This is a genomic window from Bradyrhizobium sp. AZCC 1577 (assembly GCF_036924575.1).
Classification (GTDB): domain Bacteria; phylum Pseudomonadota; class Alphaproteobacteria; order Rhizobiales; family Xanthobacteraceae; genus Bradyrhizobium.
The window spans coordinates 3,319,154-3,336,493 of record NZ_JAZHRQ010000001.1 but is presented as its reverse complement, the minus strand read 5'-3'; the positions used below and the strand labels follow the sequence as shown (position 1 = coordinate 3,336,493).

At 62.4% G+C, this 17,340-nt stretch carries 14 protein-coding genes; 8 read left to right on the top strand and 6 right to left on the bottom strand.

Annotated elements, in window-relative coordinates; genetic code table 11:
* Positions 1-44 precede the first annotated feature (44 nt).
* The 3 genes from V1278_RS15395 to V1278_RS15385 all read left to right on the top strand — a co-directional run bounded on the left by V1278_RS15395 (position 45) and on the right by V1278_RS15385 (position 4,290).
* The gene (locus V1278_RS15395) at positions 45-794 is read left to right on the top strand and encodes a GntR family transcriptional regulator (RefSeq protein ID WP_334381365.1); all 750 of its coding nucleotides are present in this window, start codon (positions 45-47) and stop codon (positions 792-794) included.
* A 96-nt stretch (positions 795-890) separates the two neighbouring features.
* On the top strand, positions 891-3,833 hold the full coding sequence (locus V1278_RS15390; RefSeq protein ID WP_334381364.1) for an FAD-binding and (Fe-S)-binding domain-containing protein: 2,943 nt from the start codon (positions 891-893) through the stop codon (positions 3,831-3,833).
* Between the two features lie 28 nt (positions 3,834-3,861).
* Positions 3,862-4,290 (top strand): GlcG/HbpS family heme-binding protein, encoded by a 429-nt coding sequence (locus V1278_RS15385; protein ID WP_334381363.1) that lies wholly within the window; start codon positions 3,862-3,864, stop codon positions 4,288-4,290.
* A 206-nt stretch (positions 4,291-4,496) separates the two neighbouring features.
* On the opposite strand, the gene V1278_RS15380 is transcribed toward V1278_RS15385, so the two are convergent.
* The 6 genes from V1278_RS15380 to V1278_RS15355 all read right to left on the bottom strand — a co-directional run bounded on the left by V1278_RS15380 (position 4,497) and on the right by V1278_RS15355 (position 11,941).
* Positions 4,497-5,021, bottom strand: a complete 525-nt coding sequence (locus V1278_RS15380; RefSeq protein WP_334381362.1) for a D-glycero-alpha-D-manno-heptose-1,7-bisphosphate 7-phosphatase — start codon at positions 5,019-5,021, stop codon at positions 4,497-4,499.
* 678 nt (positions 5,022-5,699) lie between these two features.
* Complete coding sequence (locus V1278_RS15375) at positions 5,700-6,482, bottom strand: enoyl-CoA hydratase/isomerase family protein (protein ID WP_334381361.1); 783 nt, start codon at positions 6,480-6,482, stop codon at positions 5,700-5,702.
* 66 nt (positions 6,483-6,548) lie between these two features.
* Positions 6,549-8,657 carry a molybdopterin oxidoreductase family protein gene (locus V1278_RS15370; RefSeq protein WP_334381360.1) on the bottom strand — a complete coding sequence of 703 codons (2,109 nt, stop codon included), beginning with the start codon at positions 8,655-8,657 and terminating at the stop codon, positions 6,549-6,551.
* Between the two features lie 84 nt (positions 8,658-8,741).
* On the bottom strand, positions 8,742-9,494 hold the full coding sequence (locus V1278_RS15365; protein ID WP_334381359.1) for a 3-oxoacyl-ACP reductase family protein: 753 nt from the start codon (positions 9,492-9,494) through the stop codon (positions 8,742-8,744).
* A gap of 6 nt (positions 9,495-9,500) precedes the next feature.
* Positions 9,501-10,874: an MmgE/PrpD family protein gene (locus V1278_RS15360; protein ID WP_334381358.1), complete on the bottom strand. Its 1,374-nt coding sequence runs from the start codon at positions 10,872-10,874 to the stop codon at positions 9,501-9,503.
* Between the two features lie 5 nt (positions 10,875-10,879).
* The gene (locus V1278_RS15355) at positions 10,880-11,941 is read right to left on the bottom strand and encodes an ABC transporter substrate-binding protein (protein WP_334381357.1); all 1,062 of its coding nucleotides are present in this window, start codon (positions 11,939-11,941) and stop codon (positions 10,880-10,882) included.
* Between the two features lie 189 nt (positions 11,942-12,130).
* On the opposite strand from V1278_RS15355, the gene V1278_RS15350 reads away from it, so the two are divergent.
* From V1278_RS15350 to V1278_RS15330, 5 genes are all read left to right on the top strand, one after another.
* The gene (locus V1278_RS15350) at positions 12,131-13,108 is read left to right on the top strand and encodes a Bug family tripartite tricarboxylate transporter substrate binding protein (protein ID WP_334381355.1); all 978 of its coding nucleotides are present in this window, start codon (positions 12,131-12,133) and stop codon (positions 13,106-13,108) included.
* A 20-nt stretch (positions 13,109-13,128) separates the two neighbouring features.
* The gene (locus V1278_RS15345; protein WP_334381354.1) at positions 13,129-13,599 is read left to right on the top strand and encodes a (2Fe-2S)-binding protein; all 471 of its coding nucleotides are present in this window, start codon (positions 13,129-13,131) and stop codon (positions 13,597-13,599) included.
* Positions 13,596-15,734, top strand: a complete 2,139-nt coding sequence (locus tag V1278_RS15340) for a xanthine dehydrogenase family protein molybdopterin-binding subunit (protein ID WP_334381353.1) — start codon at positions 13,596-13,598, stop codon at positions 15,732-15,734. The genes V1278_RS15345 and V1278_RS15340 overlap by 4 nt, the downstream gene beginning before the upstream one ends.
* A complete protein-coding gene (locus V1278_RS15335) occupies positions 15,734-16,468 on the top strand; it encodes a molybdate ABC transporter substrate-binding protein (RefSeq protein WP_334381351.1) in 735 nt (244 codons plus the stop codon). Before V1278_RS15340 ends, V1278_RS15335 begins: the two co-directional genes overlap by 1 nt.
* A gap of 99 nt (positions 16,469-16,567) precedes the next feature.
* Positions 16,568-17,311, top strand: coding sequence for a GntR family transcriptional regulator (locus V1278_RS15330; protein ID WP_334381350.1), 744 nt, complete (start codon positions 16,568-16,570; stop codon positions 17,309-17,311).
* Positions 17,312-17,340 lie beyond the last annotated feature (29 nt).

Sequence of the window (17,340 nt, the reverse complement as noted above, 5' to 3'; positions counted from 1 at the left end):
CTGAAACGTCGACGCCGCAGATTTGCCAAACTACGGTTATGCAAATGAAATCAATGATTCCCGAAGATGGGGCGCCGATCGCCCAATCCGCGTCCGGCAGCGGCGCCAACCGGCAGGAACCATCACTGCACGGGGAAATTTTGCTGCGCCTTCGCGACTATGTCGTTGAGGGCAACATTCCGGAAGGCGCGCGGGTTCCGGAGCGGCAGCTCTGCGAAATGCTCAGCATTTCAAGAACGCCGCTGCGCGAAGCGCTGAAAGTTCTGGCCGCTGAGGGCCTGATCGAGCTCCTGCCCAACCGCGGCGCGCGGATACGCCAGCTCAGCCAGCGCGACCTGGAGGAGCTTTTCGACGTGATGGCCGGCCTGGAAAGCCTGGCCGGACGCCTTGCCTGCGAAGCCATCACCGACGAGGAAATCGCGGAAATCGAGCGGCTGCACTACAAAATGTATGGTCATTACCTGCACCGCGACATGCACGGCTATTTTCAGATCAACCAGCGCATCCACGAGAGCATTGTCGCCGCTGCGCGCAACGAGACCCTGCGCGCGGCCTACGCCAACTTCGCCGGCCGGATTCGCCGCGTCCGCTACTCCGCTAACTTTGCCCGCAAGCGGCAGCGCTGGGCGGAGGCCATGCGCGAGCACGAAGCGATCCTGGATGCGCTGCGTCGCCGCGCCGGAAGCGAGCTGAGCGACATCCTGTTCGAGCATTTGCGCAACAAGCGGACCGCCGCTATCGAGCACTTGGCTGAAGCACGGGAGACCACCGCAGCCACGGCCGCCGGGGACTAGCCTTGCCGATTATGAATTCATAAGCTAGTTCATCCGACGAAAAAGTGCATAACCGTGTCGAAGGGGTAGCCTCCCTTGGATCACTTTGGATTTGGGATGAAGAACGCCTCAACGCTCGAGCGACGCCTGCGGTCGAACATGACGGGCGATGTCCTGTTCGACGCTTTCAACCGCGGCCGCTACGCGACTGACGCCTCCTTCTATCAAATCCTGCCACTCGGCGTGGTGGTGCCCCGGACCATGGACGAGGCGTTGCGGGCACTTGACATTGCTGGGGATGAGGGCCGGATCGTCACGCCGCGCGGCGGCGGGACGTCGCAGTGCGGCCAGACGGTCAACGACGGGATCGTCGTCGACTTCTCCAAACACCTGAACCGCATCCTGTCGCTCGACGTAGAAAACCGCACCTGCGTGGTCGAGCCCGGCATCGTGCTCGATGATCTCAACCGCCAGCTCAAGAAGCACGGGCTGTGGTTTCCGGTCGACGTCTCCACCGCCTCCCGCGCCACCATCGGTGGGATGGCCGGCAACAATTCGTGCGGCGGCCGTTCGCTGCGTTACGGCACCATGCGCGACAACACGCTGTCGATGGATGCGGCGCTGGCCGACGGCACGCTTTTGCATTTCGGCGAAGTGCCGCGGGATCTCGCGCGGGTGAATTCGCCCCAGAGCGGGCTTGCGCTGTTCCGCGACATGCTCGATCTCGGCGAGCGCGAGGCCGCCGAGATATCCGAGCGGTTTCCAAAGGTGCAGCGCCGCGTCGGCGGCTACAATCTCGATGCCCTGGTGCCGCGCAACGCGCCCAACAACATGGCGCACCTGTTGGTCGGCTCCGAGGGCACGCTTGCCTTTACAACGCAGGTCGAGCTCAAGCTGTGGCCTGTCATTCGCAACAAGGTGGTGGGCGTCTGCCATTTCGGCAGCTTCTACGAGGCGATGGATGCCACCCAGCATCTGGTGAAGCTGCGGCCGATTGCGGTAGAGCTGGTTGATCGCACCATGATTGCGCTCGGCCGCGAAATCGCGATGTTCCAGCCGATCATCGCCATGGCCGTGCGCGGCGATCCCGATGCGGTGCTGGTCGTCGAATTCGCCGAGGAAGATCAGGCCGAGAATTTGCATCGGCTGAAGCAACTCGGCGAACTCATGGCCGATCTCGGCTTTGGCTGGGACAAGCCGCAGCGCAAATGGGGCGGCGTGGTCGAGATCACGGAGCCAAGCTTGCAGACCGGCATCGCCGATTTTCGCGCCGCCGGCCTCAACGTGATGATGTCGATGAAGCAGGAGGGCAAGCCGGTCTCCTTCGTCGAGGATTGCGCCGTGCCACTGCCGCACCTCGCCGACTACACCGAGCGGCTCAACGCCATCTTCGCCAAGCACGGCACCCGCGGCACCATGTATGCGCATGCCTCCGAAGGTTGTCTGCATGTGCGGCCCGTCCTCAATTTGAAGCTTGAGAAGGACGTCAAGGCGATGCGCGCCATCGCCGAAGAAACATTCGAGATGGTGCGCGAGTACAAGGGCTCGCACTCCGGCGAGCATGGCGACGGACTGGTTCGCTCCGAATTCCACGAAGCGATGTTCGGCTCGCGCATTGTTGCCGATTTCACGGAGGTCAAGCAGCGCTTCGATCCGAACAATTTGCTCAACCCCGGCAAGATCGTCGATCCGCCAAAAATGGACGACCGCTCGCTGTTCCGCTATCGGCCGGACTATCGTGTGGCTGAGCTCAAGACCGTGCTCGACTGGTCGGCTTATCCGGGCGCCGGCGGCGGCTTTCAGGGCGCGGTCGAGATGTGCAACAACAACGGCGCCTGCCGGAAGCTCGAGGGCGGCGTGATGTGCCCGTCCTACCGCGCGACCGGCAACGAGAAGGACGTTACGCGAGGCCGCGCCAATACGCTGCGACTGGCGATCTCGGGACAGTTGGGTCCTGACGCGCTGGCCTCCGACGAGATGATGGAGACACTCAAGCTCTGCGTGTCCTGCAAGGCCTGCCGCCATGAATGCCCGACCGGCGTCGACATGGCCAAGATGAAGATCGAGGTGCTGGCTGCACGCGCGGCAAAACATGGTCTTTCGTTGCGCGACCGGCTGGTCGGCTATCTGCCGCGCTACGCGGACCTGGCGTCCCGCTTCGCTTCGATCGCCAACTGCCGCAACAGCAGTCCGATATTGCGCAAATTGTTCGAAAAATTTGCCGGCATCAGCACGAAGCGCGCCCTGCCCGCGTTCCGCCGCGACGTGTTCAGGCCGGAAGCCGAGATCTTCGGTCCGGCAGATGGCCGCGAGATCGTGCTGTTCGCCGACACGTTTAATCGTGTTTACGAGCGGGAGAATCTCGACGCTGCGCTACGCGTTCTGGTCGAAGCCGGATACCGTGTCCACTTGCCGAGACCGACGGATCGCGCCCGGCCGCTGTGCTGCGGGCGGACCTTCCTTTCGGCGGGTCTGGTCGATCAGGCGCGCAGCGAGTTGAACCGGCTGGTCGCCACCTATGCGCCGTTCGCCGCGCGCGGCGTGCCGATCGTCGGGCTGGAGCCAAGCTGTCTCCTGACGCTGCGCGACGAACTGCTGTCGCTGCGCTCGGACGATGACGCCAAGAGCGTCAGCGCGCATGCATTGCTGTTCGAGGAATTCCTGGTTCGTGAGGCAGAGGCCGGCCGGCTCAAGCTGCCGCTTGGCGCCATGCCGGCGAAAGCGTTGGTGCATGGCCACTGCCACCAAAAATCATTCGGCGCGTTCAAGCCGGTCGAGAAGGTGCTGCGTCTCATTCCCGACCTCGGCGTCGAAACTATCGAGTCCAGTTGCTGCGGCATGGCTGGCGCCTTCGGCTACGGCGCCGACACCTATCAGGCCTCGATGGAGATGGCTGAGCTGTCGCTGCTACCGGCGGTGCGCCGCGCCGATACCGCCACGCTGATCGTTGCCGACGGCACCTCATGCCGCCATCAGATCAAGGATGGCACCAACCGTGCATCACTGCATGTCGCCCGGGTGCTCGCGATGAGCCTCGACAGCGCGCAATCCAACCGTTAATCCTGCCTAATCGCAAAGGAATTCATTTATGGCTGAGCTCACTCTCGACGTCGCCCGCAAGATTCTCGATGCCGCGCTTGCCAAAGGCGTCGAGAAGAAGCTGAAGCCGCTGGTCATAACCATTCTGGACGCCCGCGGCTGCGTGAAGGTCACGGCGGCGCAGGACGGCACCAGCCTGATGCGGGCCGAGATTGCGCACGGCAAGGCCTATGGCGCGCTCGCAATGGGCATGGGATCGCGCGCATTGTTCCAGCGGGCCCAGGAGCAAGCTTATTTCGTCGGCGCGGTGAATGCGCTGGCACAGGGGCGCCTAGTGCCGGTGCCGGGCGGCGTGCTGATCATGGACGGCACGACGTTGCTCGGCGCAATCGGCGTCAGTGGCGACACGTCCGATAATGACGAGACTTGCGCGATCGCCGGCATCGAGGCCGTCGGACTGAAGGCAAATGCGGGGTAACGGTCGGGCGTCGTCAATTGATCTCACTTAGCTGACGCCTCGCGCGCTGCGAGAACGCTAGCTCACCGCAATCGAAACGGCATCGGCTTCCGCCGCACCGTTGCGGATTTCGATCGCGAAAGACGATCCGCACCGGTCATGGGGATTCGGCTTAGCGAGCGAGCGCGGAGTGTCCTCCGCGCCGGCCTCGATCGACACATCTGATGCTACAACGAATGCAGATCCCTGTTTAGCGCCAATATCGATTTCAAAAACTGCGCTAAGTTGTGCCCCGGAAACAAATACCCTTTTATGCCAGCAGCCTGCGCTGCTTCAAGATCGGTGGGCTTGTCGCCTATCAGAATGCTGCGACTGACGTCCACCGGAAAGCGCTCCACGAGATCCTTGATCATCCCTGGTGCAGGCTTGCGTCGCGGACTTACTCGACGATATCGCTCTATCGCTGCCTCGGGATGGTAAGGGCAGTACTCGAATGCATCTATGTGCGCACCGATCTTGGCCAGGTCATTTTCCATCCACTTATGCAACGCTTCTACGTGAGTTTCCTCGTAAAGACCTCTAGCTACTCCCGACTGGTTAGTAATCACGAACACAAAATATCCAGCACCATTGGCAAGTTTGACCGCTTCGCGCGCTCCCTCAATCCATTTCAGCCGACTAATCTCGAAAACATAGCCGTGGTCCTCATTGAGCACTCCATCTCGATCAAAGAAAATCGCTGGTCTTTTCATTTCATCGCCTAAGAAAAGCAGGAAAGGATTTTGGTGAAGATCGCTGGTGCATTTGTTGATGTTCGAGGACTTTGGCTGGCAATTGCCCGAGGCAGCCCCCCTCGGGAATGAGATTTCAAAGCACGATGTCGTTGGAATAGCGAGGTATTATTTCCCATATTCTGAGCGGAGCCGGGTCCGGGATTCGAGTAATTTCGAGCAAGGAACTTGCGACAATGTTGCATGAGAATCGACACTTAGCTGTCCGCTGCGCGCTTATAGCTGCCCCGGTGTTGTCCGTGAGCCGCTATGGAACCGTCCTAATCGCGACAGAATTCGGCTCAGGTTCCACTTCAATCTGTTCCAGTGCCTACCCTTTCGAGTGCCGACTATGCGTACCCTTGGAATTTCCGCGATCGTCATCGCTGTAGCCCTTGCCACACTTTCGATCATTTTCGTCGGACTGGCTCACGACAATGGGTGGTCGGGTGGCCCCGCCTGCTCGATGGCGGCGAGCCTTTGCCGCCAGCCGTCCCTCTTGGCCATCCCGGTATTGGCGACCATGGCTTGGGGTCTAATGTTGATGACCGAGAAATAAGACCGCTTCGGTTTGCGGGCTCTTGAGTCCCCTGACGGTCTCAGCCTCCATTCCTTGCGTGGTCGAAGGCGTCAGCTTGCCTTCGCGGACTTACAATCGAGCTATTTGCCGGGCCACGCAGGCTTTCGCTTCTCGCTGAAAGCCCTCAGCCCTTCCTTGGCGTCTTCCGTCATCGCCAATAGCGCAATCTGGCTTTCGGTATAGGCGATGCTTTCGTCGAACGACATCGAGGCGATCGCCCGCATCGCATATTTGCCGCGCCGGATCGCCGTCGGCGACTTGTCGACGATGCGGCTGACCAGCCAGTCGACCTTGGCGTCGAGTTCGGCCGCCGGCACCACGTAGTTCAGGAGCCCGGCAGCCAGTGCCGCGTGCGCATCAAACGGCTCGCCGGTCAGCGACCACTCGCTGACCAGCCGCTTCGGCGCGATGGACTGCAGCAAGCTCAATACCTGCATCGGGAATACGCCGACTTTCACCTCGGGCAACCCGAAGATGACGTGATCGGCAGCGACTGCCATGTCGGTCATGCACAGCAGGCCCATGCCGCCGGCCATGCAGACGCCCCCGACCCGCGCGATCGCGGGCTTGGTGGCATTTTGCGACAGCCTCAGCAAATCGGCGTAATCGACATTCGGCCGCGAATAGTCCATCGCAAAGGCCGCACCACTGTTCTGCAGGTCGGCGCCGGCGCAGAACGCCTTGTCACCTGCCCCTGTCAGGACGATGACGCGGACGTCCTTGTCGTCATGCGCGTCGCGATAGCCGCGGGCGATGCCAGCGACCACATCGGCATTGATGGCGTTGCGCTTGTCCGGGCGGTTGATGGTGATCCAGAACGCCTGCCCGCGCTTTTCGTTTATCACACTCGTCATGTCGGTCATTGTCCCGCTCGCCTTTTTGCCGTGGCAAGCATTTGCAGCAGGATGACGGTGGACTGCAAGAGCGATCTAACGCTTGCGCCCACTGGCTGACGTCGCCTTTTTCACCCAGACCTTGTTGTCATGAAACGCCGCGCCGCCGACCGGCGCGACGGCTTCGGCCCCGGTCAGCATGTTGATGCCCTGACCACCGATATGAGCCTTGTTGGGATGAATGGATTCCGCGACCAGCACGCCACGGCGCAGGCCGTCGAATAGCCGCGCGGTCAACGTCGTTTCGCCGCGCGTGTTGCCGAGCATGACGGCATCGCCGTCGGCAATCCCGAGTGACGCCGCATCCTCGGGATGGATCATGACGGTCGGACTGCCCTCGCGCGCGATCGACGACGGGGTTTCGTTGAAGCTGGTATTGAGGAAGCTGCGCGACGGACTGGTGGCGAGCCGGAACGGATGCGCCTCATCCGCTTCCTCGATGACCGTCCAGTGGTCCGGCAGCGACGGCATCTGCTCCCACGGACCGAGGCCAGGCTTGCCGGACGGAGGATTCGCCCAATCGGCCTTGAAGTGGAACTTCTTGTCCGGGTGCGCAAAACCGTCGAGATAATGCGAGGTTCGAAAATCCGGCTGGATATCGCGCCACAGATCCGCTTCCAGCGTCTCGATGTCGCCGTGACCGCTCCTCTTCAGCGTCGCGTCGATCAGTTCGCGCGGCGTCATCTCAAATCCGGGATGCACGGCATTGAGGCGGCGGCCGAGGCCCTGCAGCACCTCATGGTTGGAACGGCACTCGCCGGGCGGGTCGATCAGCTTCGCGCCCACCGAAATATGCTGGTGGCCGCCGCCGTAATAGAGATCGTCATGCTCCATGAACATGGTGGCTGGAAGCACGATGTCGGCCATGACCGCCGTCTCGGTCATGAATTGCTCATGCACTGCGACGAACAGGTCCTCGCGCGCAAAGCCCCGGCGCACCAGCGCCTGCTCGGGGGCGACGGTCACCGGATTGGTGTTCTGGATCAACATTGCCTTCACCGGACCACCGCCCTTCAAGGCGTCGGTATCGCCGGTCAGGATGCGCCCAATTTTTGATTGGTCGAGCCAGCGGGTCGTGGGATCGATCGCATCGTGGCCTTCGATGATGGATTCGTTGAACTGCCAAATCGAAGCATTGTTGAAGAATGCGCCGCCGCCTTCGTATTGCCAGGCACCCGTCACCGCCGGGATGCACAGCGCCGCATGCATCTGCGTGGCACCGTTGCGGCTGCGGGTGAAGCCATAGCCGAGGCGGAAGAACGCGCGCTTGGTCTGGCCGACCAGGCGCGCAAACGCCTCGATCTCCTCGACCGGTACGCCCGAGATGTTCGAAGCCCATTCCGGCGTGCGCGTCGCCAGATGCGCCTCGAGTTCGTCGGGGCAGTCGGTATAATGATCCATATAGGCGCGATCCGCGTACCCTTCGCGGAACAGCACGTGCATGACGCCGCAGGCGAACGCGCCGTCGGTCCCCGGCCGAAGCAATATCTTGATATCGGCCTGCTTCATGGTGTCGTTGTTGTAGACGTCGACCGCCGCGATTTTGGCGCCGCGCTCCTTGCGGGCACGTGAGGCATGCGTCATCACGTTGACTTGGGTATTCACCGGATTGGTACCCCAGATCACGACGAGATCGGAGACGCCCATCTCGCGCGGATCGACGCCGGCGATTTTGCCGGTGCCGATGGCGAAACCGACACGCGCGATGTTGGCGCAGATCGTCGAGTAGAAGCGCGAGTACTTCTTCACATGCGCCAGGCGATTGATGCCGTCGCGCATGACGAGCCCCATGGTACCGGCATAGTAATAGGGCCAGACCGACTCAGCACCGAATTCACGCTCGGCCTGATCGAACCGCGCCGCGACTTCGTCCAGCGCCTCATCCCAGGAAATCCGCGCAAACTGACCGGAGCCCTTCGGTCCGGTGCGGCGCATCGGGTAGAGCAGCCGGTCGGGATGATGAATGCGCTCGGCGTAGCGCGCCACCTTGGCGCAGACGACGCCCGCCGTATAGGTCTGCTGCTTGGAGCCGCGGACCCGGCCGATCGAGCGCCCGTCGATCACTTCGATATCGAGCGCACAGGCCGACGGGCAATCGTGCGGACAGGTGGAATGGCGGATATCGACCTTGGCATGCTGGTTCATGCGTTTCTAGGTAACATCAAACACCTCGGTCGCCGAGAGGGTTTGTCCGACAGTACGTCTGCAAAAACGGCCTTTAGCCATGCATCAGGCGCCCAAATAGGCGCCGCCATTCGTATGGATCGCCTGCCCGCTGATGTAGCGCGCGCCAGGCCCGCACAGGAAACGCACGGTTGCGGCGACGTCTTCCGGCAGTCCCCGATTGCCGCTGATGGTCTGATGGGTCAAGTGATGCGCCGGCTCCGGCTTATCCTTCGGCCGCGGCGTGCCGATCAGGCCGGGAACCACGCAGTTCACGGTGATGCCGTCATCAGCGAGGTCGTGCGCCAGCGCGCGGGTCAAGCCGATGATGCCAGCCTTCGCCGTCACTACATGCGCGCGATTTTTTGCCCCCGTGTGCGCGCTGAGGCCACCGATATTGACGATGGTCCCCGCGCCGGACTTTCGCAACGCCGGCAGGCAGGCCTTCACGCAGTGGAACGCGCCATCGAGTGTCACGTCGAGGATTTCGCGCCACGCCGCATAGTCCATCTCGGCGAACGGCTTTTCGCGCCGCAGCGCGGCGTTGTTGACGAGGATATCGATACGGCCGAATTGCTGCACGGCGGCATCCACCATGGCCTGCACTGCGTTAGCATCAGCGACGTCGCCGATATGAACCACCGCCCTGCTGCCGGCGGCCTCGATCTCCTGGGCGACTGCCTCCGCTTCGGTGCGGTTGCTGCGCGCGTTCACCACGACGAACGCGCCGCCTTCCGCCAGCGTCAGCGCGATCGCGCGGCCGATATTGCGGCCTGCGCCGGTGACAATGGCGACTTTGCCGGCGAGTTCTTTGGTCATGAGCCGCTACCCGCGCAATGAGGAAAGATCGATGTGGCCATCATACAGCCCCGCCATCAGCTTCAGCGCCGCGTCGCTTTGCGCGGCGCTCCAGCCGCCATGCTCGGCGTTGAGCAGGAACTTGTCGGTCACGTCCTGCCGCGTCAACGGCTCCTGCGCACCGCCGCGCAGGTACGGCTGCCGCTCTTCCACCACGCTGCCGTCGCGGAGCGTAGCGCGGATGTGGCCGGTGTAGTTGTTCGGATAGGGATTGTCCGGGTCGATCACGAATTTCACCTTGGCGGCCAGCGCCAGCACTTGCTGATCGCGGATCGCGCTTTCGGTGAACGCGGCAAGCCCGACCCCGCCATGCACGAAGCCGGTGGCCAGCAAATAAGGCACGGCGAATTTTGCGGCATACCCGTTGTGCGGATGCTGCTTGTCGGCCAATGGCTCCCACAGCCGATGCACCGTGCCCTCCGCCACCTCGCAGACGATCTCAGCGACATCCTCCGGTCTTATACCACGTGCAGCCAATCGGCGCGCGCAATCGATATAAGGCTGCGCCATTGTCCCGCATGGATAAGGCTTGAACGCCAGCGTGTCCGTCACCCATCGCGTGCCGAAATCGCCGGTCAGCGCGGCGTAGTCACCTTCCGTGGTGTGTGCGAAGCCATGAAACAGGCCGTTTACACCCTCGAATACCGTGCGCGGCCCGACGAACCCTCCCCGCGCCAACAGCGCCGCGCGGATGCCTGACTGCGCCGCCCACCCGGCATGCAGCCGTTTGGTCCAGGCGCCTTCGGCAAGATATTCGATGATGCCGCCGGCCATGCTGCCGGCAATGCCGAGCGCATCGACGATCCGCCTGGCGTTGAGGCCAAGGACAGCACCGACGCCGGCGGCAGCGCCCATCGCGCCGAGGACCGCAGTCGGGTGAAAGCCCGCCTTGTGAACCGCTTTGGGCACCACGAGACTCAGCCGACACAGCACTTCGGTGCCGACCGCAATCCCGATCAGCGCCATTCGGCCATCCGGGTTGTGCCGCTCGCAGGCGGCAAGCACTGCCGGGACAATCACCGCGCCGGCATGCACCGGACCACCTTCAAAAGTGTCGTCGAAGTCCTCGCCATGCGCGGCGGTGCCGTTGACGAAGGCGGCGCCGGCCGCGCTCAGCGTGCGCTTGTGCCCGATCGCCGTGCAGGAACCATCATCGTCGCAACCGGCCAGCGCACTTCCGACGTAGTCCTCGTTGCGCGCGGTGACGCACAGGCCGACCACGTCGATCAGCAGGTCCTCGCATTTGCGGACGGTTTCAGCCGGTAACGCGCCGGGCTTCAGTGCGGCGATCCTTTCGGCAAGCGTTTCGGCGACCGAAATCCTGGGCAGTCCGGAGGCCATCCCGGTCAAATGCGAAAGATCTTGGTGTAGCGCGCCTTGATGGCCTCGCTTTCCTTCTCTACTGCCGCGGCGTCGTCCTTCATGGTCTTGATGTCTTTGAGCGGCTTGCGCCCTGCCTTCTCGACGGTTTGAGAATGCACCGAGCGCAGGCCACCGACATCGATGATCAATTGCTGGGCCTCCCGGCTGAGACTGAACGACTGGAACAGTCTTGCCGCGTTGGGATTGGGTGCATCCTTGAAGACGCCGTTCGGCCCGATGATCAACGGCGAGCCCTCCGTGGCATAAATCGGCTCGACCGGACGACCTGCCTCCCTCATCTGGAGGATGTTGTATTCGTTGCCGTCGGCCATCACGGCGCGCTCGCCTAGATCGAGCTTCTTCGGCGGATCGGCCGACGACTGCACCTGCATGATGTTCTGCCTGGCGAGCTTTTCGAAGAAGCTCCAGCCGAGATCGCGCTGCATCTGGTAGGTCGCGGTCATGATGGTGCCGCTATAGCCCGGGTGTGCCTTGACGATCTTGCCTTTCCATTTGGGATCGAGCAGATCGGCAAAGCTCTTCGGCGCGTCCTCCGCTTTCACCAAGTTTGTGTTGTAGGCAATGATGCTGAGCCAGACGCGGAAGCTCGCAAACTGACCGTCCGGATCCTTGTGCTCGGCCGGATAGAATTTTGCGACGTCTTCCGGCACGTAAGGCGCCAGAATGCCGTCACGCTTCCAGACGATGAAATGCGCGGCGTCGGATGAGTTCACGATGTCGACGGCGTGGATGTTGCTGGAATATTCCTGGCCGATACGCTGGAACAAGCGCTCCGCGCCGGTGCGCTCGACACGCACCGCAATATCAGGATATTTCGCCTCGAACGCCTTGGCCAACTTCTCCGCAACCGGCAAGTCGGTCGAGGTGTAATAGATGACCTTGCCTTCCTTCTTTGCCGCCTCGATCAGCGCGGGTGTGACCGATTCCGGCGGCGGCGCAGCCGCCATGACGCGCGTGGAAAATGCTGCGCTTGCGAGAACGGCCCCCGTGCCGTTGAGCAGGTTGCGTCGCGAAATCGAATTCATTGGCGCTCCCATCTACATTTTGTCAGGCCTGTTCTGCGGGGCCTTTCCCCGGGGTTCGTTCTTGCTGGGTCCGGTACACCGGAGAATACCCTTTATTCCGAAGGCGCGCAGCGACTCTTTCGTCGACAGCTCATTTGCGTTGCAGCTAGACTTGGCGCAACGAACAGAACACAAGTTCGAGGGATGGAGATGACAAGCCCAAGGATTACATTGGCGCTGGCTGCAACTCTGCTCGCAATATCGTCCCCAATCGCGCCAGCGCAATCGCAGGATTATCCGTCGCGGCCGGTGAAGGTGATCGTGCCCTTCGGCGCCGGAGGGCCTGCCGACGTCACCGCCCGGCAGATCGGCAGCATCCTGCAGGAAAGCTTTGGGCAGGCCTTCGTGATCGAGAACCGCACCGGCGCCGGCGGCGTGATCGGCACGCAGGACGTCGTCAAGTCGCCGCCAGACGGCTACACGCTGCTGATGATGTCAAACACCCAAACGGCGAATGAATCGCTGGTGCCGCAACGCAAATACGAATTGATGCGCGACCTCGCGCCGATCGCACCGGTCAACTATTCCGACCTCGTCATCGTGGTTCACCCTTCCGTGCAGGCGAAGACGCTGCAGGAATTCATCGCGCTCGCCAAATCGCAGCCCGGCAAACTGAACTACGCTTCCTCCGGCCAGGGCACGCCGTACCATATGGCAGGCGAGCTGTTCAAAGCCATGGCCGGCATTGACCTCGTGCATGTGCCTTACCGTAACAGCGGCGAGGCGCGCAGCGGCGTGATCGGCGGCCAGGTTCAGATGATGATCGACGCAGTTCCGGCGATGGCCCCGAACGTCGCGGAAAACCAGGTCCGCGCGCTGGCGACGACCGGCAAGACGCGATCGACCGTTCTTCCCAACGCGCCGACGGTGATCGAAGCCGGCATTTCCGGCTACGAGGCCACCATCTGGCTCGGCTTGATGGCGCCCGCAGGCACGCCAAAGCCGATCATCGACAAGCTTAATACGGCGGTAAACGCGGTGGTGAAACGGCCCGATATCGTCAAGCTCTGGACCCGGCAGGGCGCGGTTCCGATGTCGATGACGCCTGAGGAGTTCGACAAATTCCTGCGCCGCGATATTGTGAAATGGGCGGAAGTGGTCAAGAAATTCGATAAGCCGCCGCAATAGAAGCTGCGAGAAAAGGTTCGATGCCGAGCGTTCGATTTCGCCTCAACGGCGCCGAGACCGAGGTTGACGCCGATCCGGAGCGGTCATTGCTGGACATTCTGCGCGGACAACTCGGTATGACCGGACCGCATTTCGGCTGCGGCGCCGGCGAATGCGGCGCCTGCAACGTCATGGTCGGCGATCGCGCGATATCGGCCTGCGATACGCCGCTCTGGTCGGTGGCGGACAAGGATGTCACGACGATCGAAGGGCTGGGAACGAGCGAGCGGCCGCATCCGTTGCAGCGTGCCTTCATCGCTGAGCAGGCGCTGCAATGCGGCTATTGCGTTTCCGGCATCCTGATGAGCGCGGCGGCGCTGCTAAAGCGAAATCCGTCGCCGACCAGCCGGGAGGTAAAGGAAGCGCTCGACCGCAATCTCTGCCGCTGCGGCTCGCATAATCGCATGGTACGGGCGGTGCTGCGCGCGGCCGAAGAAATGGCGGCCGAATGAACCAGCCAGCGCCCGCTCCCTCCGCGCCCGGCTTGCCGGTAAGCCTTGCGGCGAACCCGAAATTATCGTCGTGGCTGAAGTTCTCGAGGAGCGGAGAGGTGACGGTCTCGCCGGGCAAGGTCGAGATCGGGCAAGGCATCGTGACGGCGCTGGCGCAGATTGCTGCCGACGAACTCGATATCGATCTATCTCGCGTGCAGATGATCCGGGCGTCGACTGCCGTCAGCCCGAACGAGGGCGTCACATCGGGAAGCCTTTCCATCCAGCAATCGGGCCGTGCGCTGCGTCATGCCTGCGCCGAGGTTCGCTATATCTTCCTTCAGCAGGCAGCCGAACGGTTGGGCGTCGGCATCGACACCCTCCATATCGAGGACGGCATCATTTCGGGCCCCGGCAATGTCAGGACCAGCTATTGGGAACTTGCCGATGAGGTTTCGCTCGATCGCGACGCTACACCCGGCGTAACGCCCAAGATCGCAACGAGCCGTATGCTGGCCGGGCATTCGGTCCAACGGATCGACATTCCGGACAAGGTTCTTGGTCGGCCGCGGTTCATCCACGACCGCGCGTTGGCGGGAATGCTGCACGGACGCGTGCTGCGTCCGGAGCATGCGCGCGCGAAACTCCGGGATTTGAGCGAAGATGGCGCCCGCGCGGTTGCCGGTCTCGTTGCCATCGTGCGCGACGGCAGTTTTGCAGGCGTCGTCAGCAAGACCGAGCATGATGCGGAGGCAGCCCTCAATGCGTTGCGCAAGGGCGCGACCTGGTCCGCCGGCGAGCCGCTGCCAGACGAAAACGACCTCGCAAGCCTTCTCAAAGTGCAACCGTCCGAATCCACTATTATCGGCAAGAAAACTGCCGCAGCACCCGGCACGGTGACGCGGACGATCAGGCGGCAATATACCCGCCCTTATATTGCTCACGCGTCGATCGCACCCTCCTGTGCCATGGCGCAGTGGGACGGCGATCGCGTTCATGTCTGGACGCACAGCCAGGGCGTCTATCTCCTGCGCGCCGATCTAGCGCTCGTTCTCAATCTCCCGGTCGAGAACATCACCGTTGAGCATCTGGAAGGCGCGGGCTGCTACGGCCACAACGCCGCCGACGACGTCGCGCTCGACGCAGTGCTGCTCGCCAAATCCGCCGGCGGCCGGCCGGTCCGGGCCCAATGGTCGCGCCAGGGCGAAATGTCGGATGCGCCGTTTGGCGCAGCGATGGCGATCGAGATCGAGGCCGATCTTGATGCGCAGGGTGAAATTATCGACTGGCGACATTCCATCTGGAGCAACGGCCATGCGGCGCGGCCGGGGCGCGCGGCTCAGCCCGCCTTGCTGGCAGCGTTCGAACTGGAGAACCCGTTTCCACGCATGGTCTCGACCAATCCGCCGCAGGCCAACGGCGGGGGTGGCGATCGCAACTCGGTCCCGCTCTATGATTTTCCATCCTGGCATATCGAAAGCCATCGCCTGACAACCATGCCGATACGCACCTCCGCGCTCCGGACGCTTGGTGGGCAGGGCAATGTGTTTGCGATTGAATCTATCCTCGAGGAAATCGCAGCCGAGCGCGGCGAGGACCCGGTCACATTCCGGCTGCGCCACTTGCGGGATGAGCGGGCCAAGGACGTCATCCGCGCCGTGGCGGCGCGCGCCGGGTGGAAGCCCGAGAAGCAGCCCGGCATTGGGCACGGCATAGGCTTTGGCCGCTACAAGAACACCGGCGCCTATTGTGCTGCGATCGCCGAGATCGAGGGCGCCGAGGAGATCAATGTCAGGAAGTTGACGCTGGCGGTCGATGTCGGCGAAGCGATCAATCCGGATGGCGTCATCAACCAGATCGAAGGCGGCGCCATTCAAGCCACGAGTTGGGTGTTGAAAGAGCGCGTGCGCTTTGACCGAGAACGCATCACCAGCACGAGTTGGACGGAGTATCCAATCCTGCGCTTCAGCGAAGTGCCCGACGTCGAGGTGGAGGTCATCCAGCGGCCGGATATGGACCCGGTCGGTGCCGGCGAGGCCGCCCACGGCCCGGTTACAGCGGCCATTGCCAACGCCGTGTTCGACGCACTCGGCGTGCGGGTGCGCGATTTGCCCATCACGCGTGACAGGATCATCGCGGCGATGGACTTAAGCTGATGAGCAGCCTGAACCTCCTGAGCGGCGGCGCGGCACAGGGCCTGGTCGGAAGCCTGGTGCCAACCTTCAAGGCTAACACCGGATTCGATATCGCGGGCGAGTTCGGCGCGGTCGGCCTCATGGCCGACAAATTGCGCAAGGGCACACTGGCCGACATCGTCATCCTGACCGCGGAACTCCTCGCCAAACTGGCGCAGGAGGGGCTGGTCGTTGCCGCTTCGATCGCCGATATCGGCCTGGTCGAAACCGCCCTCGCCGTTCGCGACGGCGATCCCCAGGCTGTCGCCAAGGATGCTGCCAGCTTGCGCGAGGTTTTGCTCGCCTCCGATGCGATCTTCGTGCCGGACACCAAAGCTTCGACAGCCGGAATTCACGTTGCGAATGTTCTTCAGCAGCTCGGCATCGCCGATGAGCTCGCCGCCCGACTCAGGATTTTCCCGAATGGCGCGACGGCGATGCGCGAACTGGCGACGTCCAAGGCACGGCGCCCGATCGGGTGCACACAATCGACCGAGATCATCAGCACCAAAGGCGTAACCCTATCCGGCCCGCTGCCGGCGGGTTGCGAACTTGCAACGATGTACACGGCTGGCATCACGACAGCCGCCGCCCACCCGCAACAAGCCCAGCACCTGATCGACTTGTTGATTGGGGACGGACAATATGAACAGCGCAAACGTGCGGGCTTCATCAGCGGCCCCAATTGGGCCGCCACTGCTCTGACCTCCGGATGAGCCTCTGCGGATCACACCCAACACGAAATAGGTGCGCAGCACGATTTTTGGTTTGTCAAAGCCAATTCATATACTAATATATCAATCGAGAAAGCAGCCATGCCCGCCCGCGTATCGAAAAAGACTGATCCAAAGGTTCGCCGAATTGCTGCCGGCACGCGCCGAAGCGGCAGACCGCGCGCGGCGACGGCAGCATCCAGGATCTATTCCGATCTTCGAGGCGAACTGGTGTCGCTGCAGCGCCGGCCCGGCGAAGCGGTCTCGGAGGCGCAGATCGCGCTCTCCTACGGGGTGAGCCGCACGCCCGTTCGCGAAGCGATCCTCAAATTATCGGATGAAGGGCTCCTGGAAATCTATCCCCAGTCCGGCATCTTCGTTTCGCGCATTCCGGTCGCAGCACTCCCCGAGGCCATCATCATCCGCAAGGCACTGGAGGAGACCACCGCCAGGCTCGCGGCGGAACGTGCGACGTCGAGCCAGAAACTGGCGCTACGGTCGATCCTGGAGCGACAGCGCGAGGCCAGCGCGGCCGGAGACAGCGAGACGTTTCATCAGGCCGATGAAACGTTTCATGCTACAGTCGCCGATGTCGCCGGCTATCCCGGAATCTGGAAGTATATCCAGCAGGTGAAGGTTCACGTCGATCGCTATCGTCGGCTAACCCTGCCCCAGCGCGGGAGGATCGCAAAGGTCATCGTCGAACACGAGGCCATCCTGACTGCGATCGAGGCGCATGACGCGGAGGGCGCAAGGCGGGCAATGGAAATCCACCTCGAAAGCCTTCTCGAGAACATCTCGGCTACTCAACATATCAATCCGGAGTACTTCGACGAGCGAATATAGAGTTCGAAAAGTCCATAAAACGATAAACA

Bases quoted from the DNA above. Each gene is read 5' to 3' on its own strand.
- V1278_RS15375 (WP_334381361.1), bottom strand. From the start codon at position 6,482: ATGACCGACATGACGAGTGTGATAAACGAAAAGCGCGGGCAGGCGTTC.
- V1278_RS15385 (WP_334381363.1), top strand. From the start codon at position 3,862: ATGGCTGAGCTCACTCTCGACGTCGCCCGCAAGATTCTCGATGCCGCG.
- V1278_RS15355 (WP_334381357.1), bottom strand. From the start codon at position 11,941: ATGAATTCGATTTCGCGACGCAACCTGCTCAACGGCACGGGGGCCGTT.
- V1278_RS15340 (WP_334381353.1), top strand. From the start codon at position 13,596: ATGAACCAGCCAGCGCCCGCTCCCTCCGCGCCCGGCTTGCCGGTAAGC.
- V1278_RS15360 (WP_334381358.1), bottom strand. From the start codon at position 10,874: ATGGCCTCCGGACTGCCCAGGATTTCGGTCGCCGAAACGCTTGCCGAA.
- V1278_RS15370 (WP_334381360.1), bottom strand. From the start codon at position 8,657: ATGAACCAGCATGCCAAGGTCGATATCCGCCATTCCACCTGTCCGCAC.
- V1278_RS15330 (WP_334381350.1), top strand. From the start codon at position 16,568: ATGCCCGCCCGCGTATCGAAAAAGACTGATCCAAAGGTTCGCCGAATT.
- V1278_RS15395 (WP_334381365.1), top strand. From the start codon at position 45: ATGAAATCAATGATTCCCGAAGATGGGGCGCCGATCGCCCAATCCGCG.
- V1278_RS15350 (WP_334381355.1), top strand. From the start codon at position 12,131: ATGACAAGCCCAAGGATTACATTGGCGCTGGCTGCAACTCTGCTCGCA.
- V1278_RS15335 (WP_334381351.1), top strand. From the start codon at position 15,734: ATGAGCAGCCTGAACCTCCTGAGCGGCGGCGCGGCACAGGGCCTGGTC.
- V1278_RS15380 (WP_334381362.1), bottom strand. From the start codon at position 5,021: ATGAAAAGACCAGCGATTTTCTTTGATCGAGATGGAGTGCTCAATGAG.
- V1278_RS15390 (WP_334381364.1), top strand. From the start codon at position 891: ATGAAGAACGCCTCAACGCTCGAGCGACGCCTGCGGTCGAACATGACG.
- V1278_RS15345 (WP_334381354.1), top strand. From the start codon at position 13,129: ATGCCGAGCGTTCGATTTCGCCTCAACGGCGCCGAGACCGAGGTTGAC.
- V1278_RS15365 (WP_334381359.1), bottom strand. From the start codon at position 9,494: ATGACCAAAGAACTCGCCGGCAAAGTCGCCATTGTCACCGGCGCAGGC.